The organism is Thermoanaerobaculia bacterium (assembly GCA_035593605.1).
Classification (GTDB): Bacteria; Acidobacteriota; Thermoanaerobaculia; order UBA2201; family DAOSWS01; genus DAOSWS01.
In genome coordinates, this window is record DAOSWS010000003.1 from 112,475 (window position 1) to 129,004 (window position 16,530).

Below are 16,530 nucleotides of genomic sequence, written 5' to 3' on the forward strand. Positions count from 1 at the left end.
TCCTTATACCTGGTGTTTTTATGAAATAGTGGAATCGGACTCTTTACCCCGATTCCGGTAAATGAGCATCAAATTTCGAAGATAGATGAATGCACCTCCCGCCTGTCCGAGAATAAACACGGGATCCTTGAGCTGTATGGCGTATACCAGAAGCATCGATCCTCCAATCAGCGAAAAATACCAGAACTGAACAGGGATAACACTTCGTTTTTCCTTCTCGGATACCATCCACTGGATCAGAAAACGCGAAAAGAAACATGCCTGCCCGATAAAGCCCCAGATCAGCCAAAAATTCATCTTCATGCATTCTCCTCATCGATATGTTCACGAATTTCATAGGCCTGGATCCGACGGGTAAGCCACCTCACTCCGTAAAGATCCGAAAGACCGACGATCAGACGATCCCAGGTACCATATTTTGTCTTACCCCCGAGGCGGGCCCGGTGGTTGACGGGGATTTCTTTTACGGTAAAACCCATACGACAGGCAAGGATGGGAGCAAAGCGGTGCAGGCTTGTAAAATAAGGCAGATTGCGAGAGACCCTGTTCGACATAACCCTCATCGCGCATCCGACATCATGAAATGGATCTCTTAAAACCAGCCTTCGAAATGAATTGGCGATCTTCGAACTGATCCGCTTTATCCAGCGATCCTTTCGTTTCCTCCTCACCCCTACAACCATGTCGGCATCATTCAGCAGGGTAATCATGGCCGGGAAGTCATGGGGATCATTCTGGCCGTCACCATCCATCGTCAGGAGGATTTCCCCCTTTGCCTTCTGGAGCCCGAAGTAGACAGCTGAAGACTGCCCTCCTTTTTTCCGGGCTGAAAAAACACGCAGTTCGGGAATCGATGGGCAAAGTGCGGAGAGAATGTCCCGGGTCCGGTCAGAACTCCCGTCATTAACCGCGAGAATCTCAAAAGACTGGTTCAGGCCTTTCAAGACTTCCGCTGTTTCCAGGATTACATTCTCTGCGCACGCCTCTTCATTATGAAAGGGAATAACCGCGGACAATTTCACACTACCATTATACACGCAGCGGATCTCCGTTAAATCAAAGAAGGCGTATAACTACAGTAATGAGGCCGGCCGCGATGGCCATCCATGAAAGGAAAGCTCCCAGGGTAAGAACCTGCTGTAAGGAGCGAAGTACTTCGCGTCTCATCGGCAACACGGCTCCGAGAAAGAGTCCGCCCAGGGCCCCTCCGACATGCCCCGCATTGTCGGCTCCCACCAGAAATCCGAAGACCAGGGCATAGAGAGCCCATTGAACCATAAAGTTTCGAAGTCCCCTGTTTCCCAGGCGGTGCGCATAGACAATCATGAAACCGATCAGACCAAACAGGCTGCCGGAGGCACCTGCCGTTGGCGAAAGGGGGTGAAAGAGAAGGCCTGCCCCGGTTGCCGTCACAGCCGTGAAGGTATAAAGAAAAATAAAAAACCTTCCGGTTTCCCTTTCGATAATCGGTGCAATCTGATAGAGAACTACCATGTTAAAGGCAAAGTGGATAAATCCGATATGGACAAAAGCATAGGTGATTACCCGATAGAACTGTCCCTGAAAAACATAAGGCCAGAATTGGGCACCCGTACGGATCAGGGTATCCGTCGATGGACTCATCAATCCCTTCGGGCCTTCCAGAACCAGCGCAAGAACAAACCATATAAAGTTGAGACTCAAAAGGGTCCAGGTCGCTGGAATATCGGCCGAGGTAAGTCGAAGGGGAAGCCAGTTCAACCAGGCAGGCAGAAGAATGGACCCGCAGGTTACACATCTGCGATCCGTAACAGGACTCAGGCCACCGCAGCGCAGGCAACGTTTCATCGTAAGCCTTCGAGGACCTTCCTGCTTTTGAAACGCCTCCTTCAAAGCCCTTTCTGCCCGGTAAATTCTCCAGCGCCACTTCGGGCTGTTGAAACCCAGAAAGTCAAGCAAAGACTTCAGGCTCAAATTATTCCCCTTCCTGCAAGGAACGTGTGCAAGATCATACTTCAGGTTACCACGAAGAGCAAATCGTATGCATCCGCAAATGATATAATGAAAAGTTATGGGAATTTCCGGCACCCTGCGAACAATGAGCCTTGCCGATCTTATGCAGTGGATCTTTCATTCCCTGAAGACGGGAACCCTCATCATTCAGGGAGTAACCACAGAGAAACGGGTATTTTTCGAGCGCGGTTACATTATCTCGACAACTTCGGACGATCCGAGGGAGTATCTGGGGCAGTTTCTTCTTTCTTACGGCTACATCACCGAGGAAGAACTGACCCGGGCCATGGAAGTACAGAGCCAGTCCAACATGCTGCTGGGGAAGATACTCGTCATGATCGGCGCAATTTCCAGCGACGAACTCCAGAAGCTGATGCGAATCAAGGCTGAAGAGAGCCTGTATGAGATTTTTCTATGGGACGAAGGAGAGTTCACCTTCATTGAAGATCTGCTGCCGGAAATCAAGATGATCCCCCTGAAGATCGACCCCACAAAAATTATCATGGAAGGGCTGCGAAGATCCGATGAATGGAAGAGGGTAAAGCAGGTAATTCCAAGCATGAGGACGATTCCTTTCAGGGCAATGGACATGGAGGCCGAGATGGATGCCCGGGAACAACTCATCCTTGATCAGTGCAACGGAAAGCATACCGTCGCCGATATCGCTCTCCTTACCCGTTCCCGTGATTTTCATACTTCCATGATTCTCTTCCAGCTTCACAACAGGAATCTGGTCACCTTTTCGACTCCAGAGGAAGCCCTGGCCATCGAGGAGCACAGGAATTCGAGGTTTGCCGATATCGATGAAGCGGAACTTGAAGTGCATCGCCTTATGACACGGAGCGGCATGCTTCTGAAGAAGGGAATCTTTCAGGAAGCCTGGGACACCATCCGAAAAGTACAGACGCTTCGACCCGATGAACTTGCCGTTGAGGAAAGGATCGAAAAGGTCCAGACCCACATCCTTTCCAGCCTGCAGGCAAAGGGAATTCGAACCAGTGCAATCCCCTTTCTGAAATTGCCTCTGGAAGAAATATCCAATCTCAACCTCACCCCGAAGGAAGGTTTCATTCTGACCCGGATCAACGGTCACTATGATATTCAGAACATTCTGGCTCTGGCCCCGATGCACGTGGTGGATGCCTATCTGGTCTTTGATTCTCTTATGAATCGGGATATCATAGGAATACAACATGGCGATCCTCAGAACTGAATTATTCCGCCTGGCAATTTCGTTCGCTTCCCTGACTCTCCTTGTGGGAACAACTTTCCTTTTCCCATTCACAATCCCATCACCCAACACCTTTGCCCTGGCCATCCTGCTCCTGGCTTTTCTGATGACAGTCATGGAATTCAAGGTATTCGAACTTCGCCACACTCTCCTGCATTTTATTGCCCTGCCCCTCGCCCTTCTCTTCCCAAACCCCACCTTTATCATGATCTTTGTGCTGTCCGTTCTGCTCTTGAAGGGTCTCGCACTTCGTCGAGACAAACCGCTCATTATTCTTCAGGACAGCCTGGGACAGGCATTTGTCTACGGCATTACGGCCGTTGCGGCGGCGGCATCTCTCAATCCGTCACTCCCTCTCCGTGCCCAGCCCACACAAACTCTTTTTTCCATCATGGTGTTTGCTCTTTTCAGACCCGCCCTCCAGCTCCTCACGAAGAGGGACCGGGAACCGGTTCTCAAGCTCGGGCTCGTGCGGATGTCCGAACTGCTCATTCTGATACCGATTCTACTCTTTGCTGATGTTCTTCAGGAAAACTATGGTCTCAATCAGACCCTTCTGGTCTTTATCCCTGTCGGTGTTCTTGGATTCCTGGTAAAAACAATCTCCGACATTGAAAAGAAGAAAATGGAAATCTTTCAGCATGGCCAGGAGCTAAAGGTAATCCAGGAAATATCCAACCTTTCCATGGTGGAAGCCATCGGCAGCGCTTTTTTTCAGAAGGTTTGCGACCTTCTCAAACTCATCATCCCCATTGACAGTGCGGCTGTCATTTTCTGGGAGAGTTTCGACCCCGACCATCCGATCCAGGTATACACGATTGGCGAGGTGCAGCGACGATCTGTAGAACTTCAAAATGTCGTGGAATCTCTGAAACTGTATGAGCGTGCTCCGGACATGGCGGAGATCACCAATCTTGTTGACCGATTCTGGCTTCACAAGGAACGCCGCAGCCGGGTTGTCATGCCTCTGAAGACCCAGGAACTCTATATGGGACTCCTGATCCTGGAAAGCAGGCTTAAGGTTCTTGACAGGTATCACAACCAGGAGATCATCGGCATCCTTGCCGATCATTTATCCATTTCGGTTCAGGACTACCTCCTCAGGCAGGAAATGCAGCTCATGAATCGACATCTCATGAACCAGACGGAAACGCTGGGGAAGCTCCTCGAGATCTCCCATGAAATCACAAAAGAACTGCAACTGGATAAAGTCCTGAACAAAGTCGCGAGGGCAGTGCGGGACACCCTGGGATTCAATACCGTTCTGGTCAGTCTTTACAACCCTGAAACCCGTTCCTTTGAACGACTGGCGCAGGCCGGCCTGGACGATGTGTGGGACAGGGTCCGGGCCGTCACCGTGCCAGAGGATGAAGTTATCCGCCACTGGATCGAAGACACGCGCATTTCCAAGTCTTTCTTCGTCGAACACTCCAAGTACATTTCCAGCGACTACGACATCCTGGTCAAGTCCGAAGCGGAAGAGTGGAAACCAGGAATGTGGCATCCCCTCAACATGCTCTTTATTCCCCTCAAGACCGGCCAGGAGCTTGTCGGGTATCTATCGATCGATGACCCTGTCGATGGCCGTGTTCCCACCTATGAGAAAATTCAGGCTCTGGAAATTTTCGCCAACCAGGCGGTTGCAGCCATTATTTCGGCACGCAACTTCGAAAAGATCCGCCAGCTTTCCATCCATGATCCGTTAACCAACACTTACAACCATCGGCACTTTCAGGAGGTTCTCCTGACCGAACTGAAGCGGCATCAGCGGATGAAGAAACCTCTTTGCCTCTCCATCATCGATATTGACAATTTCAAGGAAGTCAACGATTCTTTCGGCCACCTTGTAGGAGATGAAGTTCTCAAAGAGATGGTGAAAATCGTGAAAACCACCATTCGTGATCCCCTCGACATGGTGTTCCGTTACGGAGGCGAGGAATTCATGATCATCTTCACCGAGATGTCGATGGAACAGGCCGTCGTTGTGGCTGAACGAGTGCGCATCGGTGTTGAAAGACACATTTTTGAATGTATCGTGGATGGAGAGAAGCACCGTCTGAACATCACCATCAGCCTGGGGTTGTCCATGTTTCCGACCGATGCGAGGGAAAAGGACCGTCTTATCGATCGGGCAGACCAGGCACTGTACCGGGCAAAATCTCTTGGGAAAAACCGGGTTGTTACCTTTTCCTATTCCCCCGACGGGGAGGACGAGAAAGGTACGGGTTTCCAGGGATCGTGAAACGCAGCGGCCAGAGAGCCGCTTTCCCGGCGTAATCCACTCCGACTCTCGGACTTCGATCAATTTCAAAAGGTGTGCCTGCGGTTCGTCCCTCTATCCAGAGAGGTGAAGTATGGAGAGGATGGCCATTCAGTGTCCCGTCAATTGCCAGAGCCTGGCAGAGAACGGCAGGGCCTGAAGAAAGATTGACTCGGCCCATTCTTCTTTTTCGCATGGTCTCGATCCCCTTTACGGGGTGGAGAGCTCGAATCAGAACTGCCTCCGGCTCCCCTTCTCCCCGGGTCACAACATTCGCACAAAAATGCATTCCGTACACAAAATAAACATAGGCCACACCTCCAGCCCGAAACATGGGCTCCACTCTTGGGGTCCTGCCCCGAAAACTGTGACAGGCGGGATCCCGCTCTCCCAGATAAGCCTCTGTTTCAACGATCATTCCTGCAATGATTTCATCTCCCAGGGCCCTGAACAGGAAACAACCCAAAAGATCTTCCGCAACCTGTTCCGTGTCTCGACGGTAAAACTCCGGAGGAAGCGCCGATTGAACTTCCGGGTTGGTTGGCGTATCATGACGATTCATGAATACAGTTCTCCTTACGGGCGGCTGCGGTTTCATCGGTTCCCATCTGGCTGAGATGTACAGGGCCGAGGGATGGGCTGTTGTGGTGGTGGATAACCTGTCCACCGGAACAAGATCCAACCTCCCACAGGGCTGCACATTATACCAGAAAGATGTTGCCGATCCTGATCTGATCGATGTTTTCCGAAAACACCGGCCAACCATCGTAAATCATCATGCCGCCCAGGTGGACGTTCGAATCAGTGTCTCAGATCCTCTTTTGGATGCGCGGACCAACATCCTTGGACTATTGAACATCCTGCAGTGTTGTCGGGAATTCAGGCCCGAACATATCCTGTTTGCCTCTTCCGGCGGAGCGATTTACGGGGATGACGTCCCCATTCCGACACCCGAAGAGGCAGCACCTCAGCCTCTCTCGCCCTATGGGGTGGCAAAGTACGCGAGTGAGCTGTATCTGAACTGTTTTCAAAGAGAATATAAGGTCCCATTCACGGCACTTCGATACGGAAATGTATATGGTCCACGACAGAATCCTCATGGCGAAGCCGGTGTCGTAGCCATCTTTTTCCATAAGCTTCTGGCAGGTGAAACTCCCACCATTCATGGTGAAGGTCAACAGAGCCGGGACTATGTCTTTGTGAAGGACGTCGTAACCGCCAACAGGTTGGCGACTCAACAAAGGCTCGAAGGAGCTTACAACGTTGGAACGGGAGTCCCCACGACCGTCAACCAGCTTGGAACATTGATTCTTTCAGCTCTGGGTCATGAGGGGCGAGACCTCCCTCATGGACCGGCCAAGGCCGGTGAACAGATGAGAAGTCTCCTGGACTCGTCCAAAATTCGCGCATCCTTGGGGAAAACATTTTCCTGGACCCCCCTTCAGGAGGGCTTAATCCTGACTTGCAACGCCTTTCGAAAGTCGTTTTAGAATCAGAATAGTCCGGTCGTCCTGAATCTTTGCGCCTTCAAGAAAATCATCGACTTCACGAAAAACAGCCGTTGCTATCGTTTTAGCGGATCGATCCCGGTTTTTCTCCACAGTTTCGAGCAAACGGAATTCTTCAAACATTCTCCCGTCGGGAGCCGTTGCTTCGACAATTCCGTCGGTATACAGAACCAGAATATCACCTTCATCGAGATGAGCCAGCCCACGGTTGTATGTAGCTTCCGGAATCGGGCCAAGGATCAAACCGCGCTCTGAGAGGCAGGTCCAGCTACCCTGATGATGCAGGTAGGGTGTGTTATGTCCCGCGTTGACATAGATCATGAGACCGTTGGACTCAAGCTCGCCGAAAAAGAGGGAAACAAATCGTGAGGTCATTTTGCCCCGGGCGATAATTCGATTCAGTTTCTCCATGGTTTTGGTGATTTTGAACTCTCTCGCAATTCCCATACGTAGGCCGACATAGACGTCGCGAATCAGGAGAGCACTGGGGAGACCGTGCCCTGTGGCATCCCCGATGGAGAGGCCCAGTGTTGTGTCTCCGATGGAGATATAGTCAAAATAATCGCCTCCCACCGATTCCGCCGGCTGGGAGACACCAAAAATATCGAATCCGGGAAATCGGGGATGTTTCTTGGGGAGGATCGATTCCTGTATTTTCCGTGCCTCGTTTACCAGAGCATGATAGGCTTCTTCCTGGAGCTTGTGGTTGATGGCATGACGCACGATATTCAGCGTATAGTAGATGACTTCCCGATCCACCTTGCCTCTGAAGCTGAAGGAAATGAGGAACTGACCGTCCCCTACGGAGATGGAAGCGAACTGATGGACACCCAGCTGTTTTTCAATACTTGAATCTACGCCAGGTGTAGAGCGGTCCATAAGAACAATCCCGCTATCCAGAGCCTGCTCTATCGGAGGATAGGAGCTGGGAACGGAAAACCCTTCGGGTGCCTTATTTGCGCTCCCCTGGGTACTGACAATTCTAAAAACACCATTATCCCTGCGGTAGATTCTGAATCCGGAGAGATGAAGTTCTTCTTTGAAGTTGCGAAGCAGTTCGCGTGCCGCATGGATGACAAGTTCCTCCGCACTTCCTTCCACATCCATAGCCGATACGGTTTTTTCAACGTTTCTGAATAAGTGACGATATTCCATAATCATGCAGGACCTGAGGTCCCGGACCTCCAATCAGTTTAAATCGAATCATAACAACAATGCGATGCGTTCTATTCTCCCCTGAAGTATTTCCCATAAAGGATTTCCCGGTAGACTTCCAAATATCCAAGGACCGTATCTTTCAATGGAAAATTTCTGGGAGGGCGATTGTCCCATCTTCCTTCCATTGCGTCAACCATGGCGTTTTGCAGGATCTCAGGATCGGCGGGAGGAACCAGGATGGATTTCCCTCCCACAACTTCAGGCAGGGAAGCCACGTCACTGGCCAGTACCGGGATTCCCAGACTTGAGGCTTCGGCGGCAATCAGGCCGAACCCCTCACTGAGCGAAGGAACGACGACACAATCCGCGGCAAGAATCGTTTCGATCAGATGGCCCCTGGGCATCGAAGACTGAAAGAAAATAGTATCGTTTCGGTCTCCCCTTTCGGCAAGCGTCTGGCATAAGGTATATCCGGACATTGGTTTCCTTGAAAGAACAAGGATCAGAACCGCTTTACGATCGGGAGGCAGGAGGTGAAATCCTCGAATCAGGTACTCAACTCCCCTCCACACGCCGGGTCTGCCGAAATATAGAAAGGCAAAACGGTCTCCTATATTCAGTTTATTCCGGATTACCTCTCTCCGGGTATCATTCCAATCGGCCGGGGGTCTCACATCCACGGGATTGTAGACCTGTCGAATCTTATCATCCGAAACTCCCGCAAGACGAAGTGCCTGTCGGGTACTCCAGGATACGGTAACCCACCGGCTGACCCTGCGTTTCAGGAGAACCCTCTGTGCCAGTGGATAGATTTTTTTCATGAACCAGCTTACCCGTGGAGAAACCTCCGGGAGGTGCAGCCAGACTTCGTGGACGGTTCCCACCAGGGGTTTCCCTCTCAGGCGGGACACCAGCCAGGCCGGGAAGACACCGTTAAAGGTAGAGCAGTGAATCAGATCCGCCCAGGGTGCGTGACGGAAGAGAGCGGGAATGGCCAGAAGGTTGAAGGTCAGACGCATCGGTTTTGGACAACGGATACGGTAGACTTCCACTCCATCCATTGTCTCCTTCGCCCGGGTATCTTCCACACGAGATGTCACGATTCTGACCTCATGACCTTCCTGGACAAGGGCTCTCGTCAGATCGTACATCATCTGCTCCACCCCACCGATGTGGGGGGGGAAGTATTCGAGGCAGAAGAGGATACGCACGGGAAAACTATATCATGGAGTGCCGTGGTTATGAACTGGAATCGGGCTTATCTCTCTCCACTGTTACACCAGGTATGGAACCCGGGTGTGTCATCGTTGCCGGATCGAGTACTTCACGAAGAATATTTTCATCCAGTTCACCCTGTTCCAGGGCAATGTCAAAGACGCGCCGCCCCGTCGCAAGGGCCTCCTTTGCGATATCGGCCGCACGATCGTATCCGATATAGGGAACGAGGGCGGTTACGATTCCCAGGGATCCCTCCAGGAGATCTCTGCATCGTTTTTCATCCGCACGGATTCCATCCACACATCGTTCCCGAAGTACGTGCATCGATCTTTCCAGAACCTGGAATGAGAAAAAGAGATTGAACCCGATCAACGGCTCAAAGGCATTCAATTCCAGCTGGCCTGAAGCGGCCGCCATGGTGATCGTCACGTCATTTCCGATGACCTGGAAACATGCCTGATTGACCACCTCAGGAATCACGGGATTGACCTTTCCCGGCATAATGGTTGACCCGGGCTGGACCGCGGGAAGATGAATTTCTGCGATACCCGATCGGGGTCCGGAAGAGAGGAGGCGGAGATCGTTACAGGTTTTCGCCAGCTTTACGGCAATCCGTTTGAGAACACCCGAAAGCTGGACGAAGGCACCAGCATCCGATGTGGCCTCGATGAGGTGAGGGGCTGTGATCAGATGAACACCCGTAATGCGGGAAAGATTTTCTCTGACCCGTTCCGCGTAGCCCTCGACGGTATTCAATCCCGTTCCAATGGCGGTCGCCCCCATGTTGATCTCCAGAAGAAGGGTGGATGCTTCCCGTAGCCGATCCCGGTCTTCCCGGAGCGTCACGGCATAGGCTTCAAATTCCTGGCCCAGCGTCATGGGTACGGCATCCTGAAGCTGGGTTCTGCCCAGTTTAAGAATGTTCCGAAACTCATGTGCTTTTCTCTCAAGAGAACAGCAGAGCAACTCCATTGCGTCCAGCAGAGTTTCGACACGCCCCAACGCCGCCAGCTTGAGCGCTGTGGGGTAAACGTCATTGGTGGACTGGGACAGATTTACGTGGTTATTCGGATGGCATCGATCGTAACTGCCTGGCTTGAATCCCAGGATCTGTAACGTCCGGTTGGCAATCACTTCGTTGGCGTTCATATTCGTCGAAGTGCCTGCACCTCCCTGAATCGCATCCACAACAAAGGAGTCGAGGAATTGACCCTGGCGAATCTCCCGGCACGCCTGAAACATGGCCTCACCGAGGTCCCGATCCAGAAGCCCAAGTGCGACATTCGCTTCTGCAGCAGCTTCCTTGATGGAAGCAAGAGCACGGATTAGAAGGGGGAAATTCGAGAGAGGGATTCCCGTAATCGGGAAATTTTCCACGGCTCGAAGGGTCTGAAGACCGTAGAGCGCATCTGCGGGAACGGGGCGTTCCCCGAGGCTGTCACGTTCCATTCGTACTTCCATAGCATCACACTCCTGTTGTCGTTACCTGCCCGGGAAGATGGGAGGTGACCTATTGTATCTCACACATCCATCTGCGTGGCTTCCCCCGCTGTAAAGAACCATCTTCTGGTACGCTAGTACGACATGGATCAGAAAAGGCATTCACCTCATAAGCATAAAACCATCACCGGTATCCTCCTGGACTGGTTTCGAACGAGCGCCCGGGATCTTCCATGGCGCCGGGAACCACGAAATCCTTATCGTGTATGGATTTCCGAGATCATGCTTCAACAGACCCGGGTGGCCACAGTCATTCCCTATTATCAGCGATGGATGGAACAATTCCCCGACGTTCAGAGCCTGGCTGAAGCTTCTCTCGATCAGGTACTCAAGGCATGGGAAGGACTCGGTTACTACCGGCGAGCCCGGATGATTCATGAAGCGGCACGAGAGATCCGGTTGAAATTTGGAGGAATTCTCCCGCTTACCGCGGAGGAGTTAAAAACCCTTCCGGGGATTGGTTCCTATGCTGCGGCCGCCATCGCTTCAATCGTTGCAGATGAACGGGTTATCGCTGTAGACGGCAATGTAAAGAGGGTAGCCGCCCGACTCTTCGGAATCGAGGAAAAAATTACCTCCAGAATGGTGGAGAAACTTCTCATTCCCCACCTTCCCCCTAAAGGTTCCGGGGCCTTTAATGAAGCCCTGATGGAACTTGGAGCTATGATCTGCACGCCTCGCTCTCCCGCCTGCAAAAGTTGCCCAATAAGCCGGGAATGTATTGCCCGGACGAAGAACCTTGTCCATTCGATCCCTCTTCCCGCCCGGGCAAAACGCCCTCCCCTTGTAAGGGCTATTGGCCTGGTACAAATCCGTAAGAAAGAGATCCTGCTGATTCAGCGCCCGGAGGAAGAGATGTTGGGAGGCCTCTGGGGTTTTCCTCTTCTCTATGACAGAGATAACCTGCCGGAAGGTTCGCGGACCCTTCCGGAAATCCGCCATTCCTATACTCACTTCACACTGGCTGTAACACCTTGCGTTATCATTGAGGCGGAAACGGATGGTCTTTCGGATCGCCGTTCCACAGAGCGATTCGTCAGCCTGAATGAATCCGAGACCATGGCCCTGTCCAGACTGGACAGGAAGATACTGGAGCTGGTGAAAACGGAAGGAATCATCGGCGTGGATAAGCCGGTTCAGCGATAGATCATCGAGGTGTATCCTACCCAGTGCCTCAGATTGGCCGGGGCGGAAACCGTGAGGCCGGCCTCCGGAAGGTCGAGCTGGCCGGCCTCCACGCTGGTTGTATAGGATTCCAGACTTCCGACGGGAACAGACATCTCCATCGATTCGGTGAGACGAATTGAATAGAGCAGACCAAAGGGAATGGAAAACCGGCCGCACCAGGTAATCCTGTATTCAAGCCTTTCATCTTCCGTGACGAGGCTGTACAGAAGATTCTTCAGCCTGGAAGCATTAAGAGGACCAAGAAGATCGTTCTTAATCAGATCCAGATCTCTCTTTTTCGCCTCTTTCAGACCATGGATGCCCACACCAAAGGGTGCGAAGTTCTTCCCTCCCCACTGTCTATCCCCGTAGTGGACCGAATCATTGGAGATCACAATCTGGAAATCCCTTCCCCATGACCATTCCCGGGCTTTCAGAATGTTCTCCGTAGCCACGGCAAGCTTCTTTGCGAGAATCTCCATGCGATCCCAGGGCATGGGAGAAACCAGAATCGGCACGATGGAGAGTTCAGGATTCTGAGCCTGAAGAAAGGGAATGAGGGCTTCCAGGGAGTGCTCTTCCGAGTGGTGATCGCTGGAAACCACAAAGTCCACCTCCTCCAGAGAGGATTCCAGGGCGTCTCGAAAGTCCAGGTCAACAGGAATGGTGCCAAGAGGTCCCTTCCATCCGTCAAATGCATCAAAAATCAAACGATCCCGGATCCCCCATCGAGAAGCTCCGTGCGCCACGCCAATCATCAGAACCGTCCGCGCCCGTATACCTCTTGTCGATCGGAAGATAGACTCCCCGGAGTAAAGGTGATCATCGTGTGCGCTTATTACGACACGAGCCGGGTCTTCCCCCTGACTCACGACAGGAGGATGCTCCCGTTCACAGGCTTCGATCACTGCGTGGATCTTTTCAGGGGTGAACGCATACCCTGAAGGGTCCTGAATCTCGCGAAACTGCCCTGAAGATGCGAGAACCATGGAGATTATCAGTCCTGTCAGAACCATCGTTCCTCCTCGGAAGACAAAGAAAAGGTTGTTGCTACCATTGTAGCGAAGCCTGAAGAAGGGGACAACATCATCCTGTGAATTGCGGGTCAACCCTTTGATATACTATCCCCATGTCAAAGGATTATTACAAAATCCTGGGAGTATCGCGAAAGGCGTCGAGAAATGAAATCAAGAAGGCGTATCGCCGTCTTGCTCGCAAGTATCATCCCGATGTAAACCCCGGTGACAAAAAATCGGAGGAGATGTTCAAACAGATCTCGGAAGCCTATTCCGTCCTTTCCGATTCAGAAAAACGGAAGCGCTATGATGAGGCCGGTACAGAGGGATTTTCCCATGGAGCCCACCCGGGAGGCGGCGAAGGGCATGTCTGGAGGACGGTTTCACCCGAAGGCGGGGCTGACCCGGCTGACTTTGACTTCTTTTCGAGGTTTACAGGATTTGGTGACATGTTTTCCTCCATCTTTTCATCCGAAAGACAGAGTGGCGAAAGGGTCTCGACCAGGACTCAGCGAGGCGGCGACACCACGGAAGAAATCGAGATCGATTTCGGAACTGCAGTCCATGGCGGCGGTACGTTCGTTACTCTTCGCGTTCAGGAAGAATGCACCCTCTGTGGGGGCCTCGGAAATACCGGTGGAAGGTTGTGCCAGCAATGCCACGGGGCAGGAATTCTCGTTAAGAGCGAACGCATTCGGGTAAAGATTCCTGAGGGGATCTATGACGGTGCCATGATCCGAATCAAGGAGAAGGGACTGCCGGGTCGGGCCGGCGGATTGAGGGGAGATCTCTTTGTAAAGGTGAAAATCCGCTCCCATTCCTACTTTGAGAGACGAGGGGATGACATATATGCGAATCTGCCTGTAACGATGGCGGAAGCCTATGGAGGCGCCGAGGTAACCGCGGCTACGATTCACGGGAGGATCAAGCTCAAAGTGCCGTCCAGAACGCAGAATGGGAGCCTGATCCGTGTCCGCGGAAAAGGGGTGCGAAATATCAAGACCAACGCGTACGGAGACCATTACTGCAGGATCCAGGTGATGATTCCCGACCGGGAATCCGAGGTAGCCAAGGACCTCATGCGGCGGCTGAACGAATATTACATCATGGATATCCGGGCGGGCCTTCCCGATTCGGTCTGAGAATAATTCAGCAATCAGCGCAGCATTAACAGAACCTGGATCAAACCGGTTCCGTTTGCCAGCGATTCCATCGCCTTTCCCAGGATCGTGCCAGCCATGGGGTTATCCGACCTCATCGCATGTCCCGATGTAGGAGAGGTCACAAGAAGATCCCCTTTTTGAATGGCTCCATAGGAGGCATCTACCCTGACCTTCGCCACTCCTCCCACCAGCAGCGGGACCCTGCCCTCTGAATAAAAAGGGTCCAGCCCATTGACATCTTCGTTGGCTAAATCGCCTGCCACCCCTGCGATCAACCTGTCCTCCGGCAGGCAGGCAATCCGGTAGGCGCCGGATGAAGAATCCTGATTCATCACAAGTACATCCCCCTCATGGATCGGATCATCTACGGAAACTCGAATTACCATTTGCCCGGACTGTGAACCTGGATCATTAAGATATCTCTCTTCAGAATGTGAAGACTCATGCTCCAGTTTTCCATCACGGGCCAATTCCGACTCTTGTTTTCTTTGATGTTTCGCATTTTCTGACGGTACCTGCAGTCCTGATACCTGGCATACTCCTTTCTGAGAAGACCTCGACCCTGAGCCCTGACCCATTGGAATCCACATCAGTTGTTTTCCACAGCTTCCCCAATCAAGTGTGTAGTGAACAACCCACACTTCTCCCTTTCGCACGGGCATCGTAAATGTGGATCCTCCATACATGCTCCCAGCATACAAACGCCAACTCCCGTTGGCAGTACCCTGCACCCAGCACAGATCCCCTCCTGAGATTCCGTACGCATAAAGATATCCCTGAACCCACCCGTCGCTTTCTGCGAGGTATTCCGTATCAAAAGAGCGAACAGATGGATCACCGAGCAATTTTACCGAGCCGTGAACATCCAAATTCGCGTCCGGAGTAGCCGTACCCAAAGCGAGAGAATTCTTGATATAGGTGTCCCCTTCAAAGTACCCTGCCCAGTTTCCCGGATTAAGGGCTGCGTACCCGTGAACTCCGATGTTGGAAGTTCCGCCCCACGCCTGTCCTTTGATCCCGGTATTACTATTGGGACCGTAGCCTCCGAAGATTCCCCCGGTCATATTACTTCCCACGTTAAGTGCAACACTCTGGGTCGAAATATCAATAGAGAGCGGTCCGTGCTTTGTCTGGCTTGAAGCAGAGATATCCAGAAATTCAGAGGGATCCCTGCCTGCCAGACTTGAAGCATTTAACGCAAAGGGTGAGGAATGTAAACGCACGCGAGGCATCAACATCTCGCTTTGAACTTTCACCTGCAGCCAGATATCGGAAAAGTTCCTAATCATCTCCAAAAGGGATAGATATTCTCCGTCTCCGCTTCCGTCCAGGATGTTTCCGCTTCCCAGAGCGACGGTAAAGAAGCCCGCGGAAACTGTCACACCCCCCGTTCCTGCAACCTTATGCTCGTCGATCAGGATTTCATCTCCTCCCGTGTCGAGAGTGAAGAAGGAGAACACCATGTCATACGTGCCATCCAGGGGGTGTCCCTGGTCATCCCGCAGAACTCCCTGATAGGAAAGAGTATCGGGAGGCGTTGACGCAGCGGACAGGATCAAAGCCGAACAGAGGATAAGGAATGCGATTCTGACAATGGTCATTGTACCTCCGCACGTGAAGCAGCATAGAAATCGAATATCGTATGCCTTATATACTCCAGTTCATTTTGTCAGTCAATAGATTCTATCTGAATGTACGAATAGGATTAGATCTTTTTCAGTGCTTCGCAAAAGCAATGAATTCCTGCTGCTGCCGGGCGACCGTTCCCCCCATAACCCTGGCCACGGTACCGCCGAACAGCGAACCCATGAGTCCCGCGTTCATAGTCCCGATATAGGTATTTCCATCTGATTTTTCATAGACACTGATCGTACAGGGCATCATGACCGAGAGCGTAAGATTATCCTCTTCTTTCAGGATTTCAAAAGCATGCCCGGCATTGCAGAGATTTACGAGCCGGATCGGCTTGAGGTCCCCTCCCCCGTTCTTACGGATGGATTCATCCAGGGGCTGGATACTGGAGACAACCCAGCCTGCATTCTGAGCGTTCTGAGTAATGGCTTCCACGGTCTCATCGAATCCCATGGGGCTTTTGATTTCCCGGAGCATCATACCCGGCGCCAGCATCCGGATAGCCAGAAAAACCCCAGCAATTCCCGCAACCAGACCGATGATAAAAAGAAGAACAAGTTTCATAGGACACCCCTTTCATTTCAATAGGATGGGAAAGTTTACCTGGATCACCTGGTTTCCCCCTGACCAACATTACTCCTTACTTATATATGCTTACAGCAATACTTAAACAACCCTCATTGGG

Annotated in this window: 15 protein-coding genes; 5 read left to right on the top strand and 10 right to left on the bottom strand. The window is 51.9% G+C overall.

The window, feature by feature from the left end; genetic code table 11:
• Nucleotides 1-18 precede the first annotated feature (18 nt).
• From PLD04_02475 to PLD04_02485, 3 genes are read right to left on the bottom strand one after another with little or no spacing between them, the layout of a single operon-like run.
• Nucleotides 19-303 carry a lipid-A-disaccharide synthase N-terminal domain-containing protein gene (locus tag PLD04_02475; GenBank protein HXK67185.1) on the bottom strand — a complete coding sequence of 95 codons (285 nt, stop codon included), beginning with the start codon at nt 301-303 and terminating at the stop codon, nt 19-21.
• Complete coding sequence (locus PLD04_02480; GenBank protein HXK67186.1) at nt 300-1,022, bottom strand: glycosyltransferase family 2 protein; 723 nt, start codon at nt 1,020-1,022, stop codon at nt 300-302. The genes PLD04_02475 and PLD04_02480 overlap by 4 nt, the downstream gene beginning before the upstream one ends.
• A gap of 34 nt (nt 1,023-1,056) precedes the next feature.
• Complete coding sequence (locus tag PLD04_02485; protein ID HXK67187.1) at nt 1,057-1,953, bottom strand: rhomboid family intramembrane serine protease; 897 nt, start codon at nt 1,951-1,953, stop codon at nt 1,057-1,059.
• A gap of 97 nt (nt 1,954-2,050) precedes the next feature.
• Between PLD04_02485 and PLD04_02490 the strand changes: the two genes are divergently transcribed.
• On the top strand, nt 2,051-3,205 hold the full coding sequence (locus PLD04_02490) for a DUF4388 domain-containing protein (GenBank protein ID HXK67188.1): 1,155 nt from the start codon (nt 2,051-2,053) through the stop codon (nt 3,203-3,205).
• Nucleotides 3,186-5,465 (top strand): sensor domain-containing diguanylate cyclase, encoded by a 2,280-nt coding sequence (locus tag PLD04_02495; GenBank protein HXK67189.1) that lies wholly within the window; start codon nt 3,186-3,188, stop codon nt 5,463-5,465. Before PLD04_02490 ends, PLD04_02495 begins: the two co-directional genes overlap by 20 nt.
• Here PLD04_02495 and PLD04_02500 read toward each other — a convergent pair.
• Nucleotides 5,404-6,045: a DNA-3-methyladenine glycosylase gene (locus tag PLD04_02500; GenBank protein ID HXK67190.1), complete on the bottom strand. Its 642-nt coding sequence runs from the start codon at nt 6,043-6,045 to the stop codon at nt 5,404-5,406. The genes PLD04_02495 and PLD04_02500 overlap by 62 nt on opposite strands.
• Between PLD04_02500 and PLD04_02505 the strand changes: the two genes are divergently transcribed.
• Nucleotides 6,044-6,973, top strand: a complete 930-nt coding sequence (locus PLD04_02505; GenBank protein ID HXK67191.1) for an NAD-dependent epimerase/dehydratase family protein — start codon at nt 6,044-6,046, stop codon at nt 6,971-6,973. The two genes, PLD04_02500 and PLD04_02505, sit on opposite strands and share 2 nt — an antisense overlap.
• Here the strand turns inward: PLD04_02505 and PLD04_02510 are convergent.
• The 3 genes from PLD04_02510 to PLD04_02520 form a co-directional block, all read right to left on the bottom strand.
• A complete protein-coding gene (locus tag PLD04_02510) occupies nt 6,935-8,146 on the bottom strand; it encodes a PP2C family protein-serine/threonine phosphatase (protein HXK67192.1) in 1,212 nt (403 codons plus the stop codon). The two genes, PLD04_02505 and PLD04_02510, sit on opposite strands and share 39 nt — an antisense overlap.
• A 71-nt stretch (nt 8,147-8,217) precedes the next feature.
• Nucleotides 8,218-9,360, bottom strand: a complete 1,143-nt coding sequence (locus PLD04_02515; protein HXK67193.1) for a glycosyltransferase family 4 protein — start codon at nt 9,358-9,360, stop codon at nt 8,218-8,220.
• 28 nt (nt 9,361-9,388) lie between these two features.
• A complete protein-coding gene (locus PLD04_02520; GenBank protein ID HXK67194.1) occupies nt 9,389-10,828 on the bottom strand; it encodes an aspartate ammonia-lyase in 1,440 nt (479 codons plus the stop codon).
• Nucleotides 10,829-10,951: 123 nt separating this feature from the next.
• Here PLD04_02520 and mutY point away from each other — a divergent pair, with 123 nt between their 5' ends.
• Entirely contained in the window at nt 10,952-12,013 is a 1,062-nt protein-coding gene (gene mutY, locus PLD04_02525) for an A/G-specific adenine glycosylase (GenBank protein HXK67195.1), read from the top strand.
• On the opposite strand, the gene amrB is transcribed toward mutY, so the two are convergent.
• Complete coding sequence (amrB, locus tag PLD04_02530; GenBank protein HXK67196.1) at nt 12,004-13,050, bottom strand: AmmeMemoRadiSam system protein B; 1,047 nt, start codon at nt 13,048-13,050, stop codon at nt 12,004-12,006. The genes mutY and amrB overlap by 10 nt on opposite strands.
• A 113-nt stretch (nt 13,051-13,163) precedes the next feature.
• Here amrB and PLD04_02535 point away from each other — a divergent pair, with 113 nt between their 5' ends.
• Nucleotides 13,164-14,192 carry a J domain-containing protein gene (locus PLD04_02535; protein ID HXK67197.1) on the top strand — a complete coding sequence of 343 codons (1,029 nt, stop codon included), beginning with the start codon at nt 13,164-13,166 and terminating at the stop codon, nt 14,190-14,192.
• A 14-nt stretch (nt 14,193-14,206) separates the two neighbouring features.
• On the opposite strand, the gene PLD04_02540 is transcribed toward PLD04_02535, so the two are convergent.
• The gene (locus PLD04_02540; GenBank protein HXK67198.1) at nt 14,207-15,814 is read right to left on the bottom strand and encodes a hypothetical protein; all 1,608 of its coding nucleotides are present in this window, start codon (nt 15,812-15,814) and stop codon (nt 14,207-14,209) included.
• Between the two features lie 115 nt (nt 15,815-15,929).
• Nucleotides 15,930-16,409 (bottom strand): DUF302 domain-containing protein, encoded by a 480-nt coding sequence (locus tag PLD04_02545; protein HXK67199.1) that lies wholly within the window; start codon nt 16,407-16,409, stop codon nt 15,930-15,932.
• Between the last annotated feature and the right edge of the window lie 121 nt (nt 16,410-16,530).

Bases quoted from the DNA above. Each gene is read 5' to 3' on its own strand.
- PLD04_02475 (HXK67185.1), bottom strand. From the start codon at position 303: ATGAAGATGAATTTTTGGCTGATCTGGGGCTTTATCGGGCAGGCATGT.
- PLD04_02490 (HXK67188.1), top strand. From the start codon at position 2,051: ATGGGAATTTCCGGCACCCTGCGAACAATGAGCCTTGCCGATCTTATG.
- PLD04_02495 (HXK67189.1), top strand. From the start codon at position 3,186: ATGGCGATCCTCAGAACTGAATTATTCCGCCTGGCAATTTCGTTCGCT.
- PLD04_02505 (HXK67191.1), top strand. From the start codon at position 6,044: ATGAATACAGTTCTCCTTACGGGCGGCTGCGGTTTCATCGGTTCCCAT.
- PLD04_02500 (HXK67190.1), bottom strand. From the start codon at position 6,045: ATGAATCGTCATGATACGCCAACCAACCCGGAAGTTCAATCGGCGCTT.
- PLD04_02510 (HXK67192.1), bottom strand. From the start codon at position 8,146: ATGGAATATCGTCACTTATTCAGAAACGTTGAAAAAACCGTATCGGCT.
- PLD04_02520 (HXK67194.1), bottom strand. From the start codon at position 10,828: ATGGAAGTACGAATGGAACGTGACAGCCTCGGGGAACGCCCCGTTCCC.
- mutY (HXK67195.1), top strand. From the start codon at position 10,952: ATGGATCAGAAAAGGCATTCACCTCATAAGCATAAAACCATCACCGGT.
- amrB (HXK67196.1), bottom strand. From the start codon at position 13,050: ATGGTTCTGACAGGACTGATAATCTCCATGGTTCTCGCATCTTCAGGG.
- PLD04_02535 (HXK67197.1), top strand. From the start codon at position 13,164: ATGTCAAAGGATTATTACAAAATCCTGGGAGTATCGCGAAAGGCGTCG.
- PLD04_02540 (HXK67198.1), bottom strand. From the start codon at position 15,814: ATGACCATTGTCAGAATCGCATTCCTTATCCTCTGTTCGGCTTTGATC.
- PLD04_02545 (HXK67199.1), bottom strand. From the start codon at position 16,409: ATGAAACTTGTTCTTCTTTTTATCATCGGTCTGGTTGCGGGAATTGCT.